Raw genomic sequence first — 3239 nt, 5'->3', positions numbered from 1 at the left:
GGGTACGGGCAGCGGCGGCGGCCACGGCGGGCTCCAGGACGAGCCGTGCCTCGACCAGTTCGAGCACCGACTCACGGCTGCCGCGCGGGAGATGCGGATTGGCGAGCAGCCGCCGCTCACTGCCGGGACCTACATACGTACCCGAGCCGTGCCGGAACTCCACCACGCCGGTGGCCTCAAGTCTGCGCAGGGCCTCGCGGACCGTGGGCGTGGTGACGTCGAACCGGCGGGCGAGATCCCGGGAGGACGCCAAGGCGTCCCCGGGAACCAGCCGTTCGGTGCGGATGATCTCGACGATGCTGTCCGCGAGATGCTCGGACAGCGACAGTTCACTGCGACTCATAAAGTGAATAGATCACTTGATCTCTTGGGGTGTCAATGGTCGTGACAAGAATGATTTTCGGCCAAGCGGAAGGTGCCAGGAAGGTGTCAGACAGAGCCTGGTGCCGGGCCTGTGCTCTCCCGCTCGATCAGCGCCGGCAGCGGTACCTGTACGGTGCGTGGCTCGCCGCCGTCGAGCAGCGCGGCCAGCTCGCGCGCCGCGATCCGGCCGAACCCGATCGTGTCGCGGGAGAGCGCCGTCAGCCAGGGCCGTACCAGCCGGCACAGGGCCGAGTCCTCCCAGGAGACGACCGAGACATCGCCCGGTACGGAGAGACCGAGCTCCGCCGTGACCGCCGCGCCGGCCGCGGCCATCACATCGTTGTCGTAGACCAGGGCCGTCGGCGCTCCGGCCCGCGCCAGGACCCGACGGGTCACCGCCGCGCCCTGGGTGTCGGAGTAGTCAGTCGTCAGCGAGCGCACCTCGGCCAGTCCGCGCCGGCCGGCCTCGATCCGCAGCGAGCGGATGCGCCGCTCGGTGTGCGCGAGCGAGGGAAGCCCGGCGATATGGACGATCCGCCGGTGGCCCAGCGCGTACAGCCGGTCGACGACGGACGCCATCGCGCCCGCGTCGTCGGCCCGTACCTGCGAGAGAACCGGATGCGGACCGGCGTCGCTGTCGGGCAGCGCGCCGATGACGACTCCGGGCAGGCCCAGCCCGTCGAGCAGTCCGGGCCGTGGATCGTCGGTCCTGGGATCCACGACCAGAACGCCGTCCACCCGGTGCTCCGCCCACCAGCGCCGGTAGACCGCGCACTCGGCGTCCATGTCCTCCACCACCTGGAAGAGCAGGCCGAGTTGACGGTCTGACAGGATCTCCTGGATGCCGGAGATCAGCTGGAGAAAGAACGAGTCCACGCCGAGAGTCACCGCGGGTCTGGCCAGCACCAGCCCGACCGTGGCCGAGCCCTCGCCGGAGAGCGCCCGTGCCGCCGTACTGGGCCGCCAGCCGAGCTGTTCCGCGACCCGGCGGACCCGGTCCCGCGTCGCCTCGGAGACACCGGGCCGTCCGTTGAGCGCGAAGGAGACGGCGCTCTCGGAGACACCGGCGCGCCGGGCGATGTCCTTCATGGTCGGACGGCGCGCCGGAGTGCGTCTGCGCGCCGGACCCTCACTGGCCGGACCTTCACTGGTCGACGGCCGGTTCGCTGCCATCCGCGTGCCCCCTTTTCCCGTACCTTCCGGCCGTACCGGACGAGCCGTGTGGACCCTGGACTAATGCGCTTGAGTCCGAGCATCCTAAAGCGCATTAGTCATTCGTACAAGGAAACCGGGCGAGCGGCTCTGAGCTGCACCGATGCTGTTCCCTTTGCCATCGTCCTCGATATCATTCCGGTTTCGGCGGGCGAATGTGTTGACTTTACCCGGGACACCTTGCAAGGTCTGCGGGGAATAAGCAGCCGGCGGCCCATGGCTCCGGCTCGCCGCCGGCACGTCCGAATCCGAGCAAAGGAGCCGTTCACCGTGCGCATCTCCCGCAGAGCAGTCGCCATGGCCGCTGTTCTCGCCGCAGTCCTGCCGCTGAGTGCCTGTAGCAGTGGGGACACCGGCACCGAGGGGTCCTCCGACGCCTCAGGACCCATCAAGGGCCAGATCTCCTTCCAGACCTGGAACCTCCAGGCCAACTTCAAGGACTACTTCAACGGGGTCATCAAGGACTTCGAGAAGAAGTACCCGGACACGAAGGTGAGATGGGTCGACCGGCCGGCCGAGGGCTATGCCGACAAGCTCAGCGCCGACGCCGCCGCCGGCACCCTGCCGGATGTCGTCAATGTCTCCCCCGACCAGCTCGCCCCCCTGACGAAGGCCGGGCTCGCGCTGGACCTGGACAAGGACAAGACCGCGGCGGCGTTCCGCAAGGAGTATCTGCCGGACGCCTGGAAGAGCCAGCAGATACCGGGTGTGGAAGGGACGTACGGCTTCCCCTGGTACCTCAACACCGGCCCGATGTTCTACAACAAGCGGCTCTTCGAGGAGGCCGGGCTCGATCCCGAGAAGCCGCCGACCACCTACGACGAGGTCTTCGCCGCCGGACTGGAGATGGCCGAGAAGACGGACGGCAAGATCGCCACCCTCGGCCAGGTGCCCACCATCGAGGACTTCGGCCGCTACGGCGTCCAGCTCGTGAACAAGGAGGGCACCGGCTTCGCGTTCAACGACGCCAAGGGCGTGGAGATGCTCACCCGGTACAAGGAGCTGTTCGACGCCAAGGCGCTCGATCCGCAGGCGCTCACCGCGAGCCCCGAGTCCACGGGCGCCAAGTTCCTCACCGAGTCCGTGGCCATGAACCCGGGCAGCGCGCTGGACCTGGAGAACTTCAAGAAGCAGGCGCCGACGCTCTACAAGAACATCGGCATCACCGACCAGGTCACCAGCACCGGCAAGGTCAACATGTATGTCATGGGCGTGATGGTCAACTCCAAGACCAAGGAGAAGCCCGCCGCCGTGGCCTTCGCGCACTTCGTGACCGACGCCACCCGCCAGATGTCGTTCGCCAAGCAGGTCGCCATCTTCCCGAGCACCAAGGGCTCGCTGGACGATCCGTACTTCACCAAGGAGGACGGCACCGACGAGACACGCGTCCGGATCGCCGCCGCCAAGTCCCTGAAGAACGCGGTCAATTACACACCGGTTCTGTTCAGCGAGCAGATGAAGACCGAGCTGCGCAACCAGGTGGCGAAGGCGCTGCAAGGAAAGCAGAGCCCGCAGGAGTCGCTCGACCGCGCTGTCGAGGCCTGCGACAAACTGCTCAAGCAGAGCTGAGCCGAGCACATGAAAAGCACCACCGCACTCGGGGCGCATGCCCCGGACTCCGCCGCGGCGGGGCTCGCATCCCGGAGCCCCGGCTCCGGCCGCGG

The 3239-nt window shown here is 67.8% G+C and carries 3 protein-coding genes; 1 reads left to right on the top strand and 2 read right to left on the bottom strand.

What is annotated here, in order from left to right; all coding sequences use genetic code 11:
* Both GA0115259_RS05900 and GA0115259_RS05895 read right to left on the bottom strand, forming a co-directional pair.
* Positions 1 to 343 (bottom strand): FadR/GntR family transcriptional regulator (locus tag GA0115259_RS05900; protein ID WP_141716464.1); only part of this gene is annotated, 343 nt, incomplete at its 3' end.
* An 86-nt stretch (positions 344 to 429) separates the two neighbouring features.
* Positions 430 to 1452 (bottom strand): LacI family DNA-binding transcriptional regulator, encoded by a 1023-nt coding sequence (locus GA0115259_RS05895; protein WP_237539794.1) that lies wholly within the window; start codon positions 1450 to 1452, stop codon positions 430 to 432.
* A 393-nt stretch (positions 1453 to 1845) separates the two neighbouring features.
* Here GA0115259_RS05895 and GA0115259_RS05890 point away from each other — a divergent pair, with 393 nt between their 5' ends.
* Positions 1846 to 3144 (top strand): ABC transporter substrate-binding protein, encoded by a 1299-nt coding sequence (locus tag GA0115259_RS05890; RefSeq protein ID WP_093591865.1) that lies wholly within the window; start codon positions 1846 to 1848, stop codon positions 3142 to 3144.
* Positions 3145 to 3239 lie beyond the last annotated feature (95 nt).

The organism is Streptomyces sp. MnatMP-M17 (assembly GCF_900091995.1).
Lineage (GTDB): Bacteria > Actinomycetota > Actinomycetes > Streptomycetales > Streptomycetaceae > Streptomyces.
The sequence above is the reverse complement of the archived record's forward strand: the minus strand, read 5'-3'. Positions and strand labels throughout refer to the sequence as shown.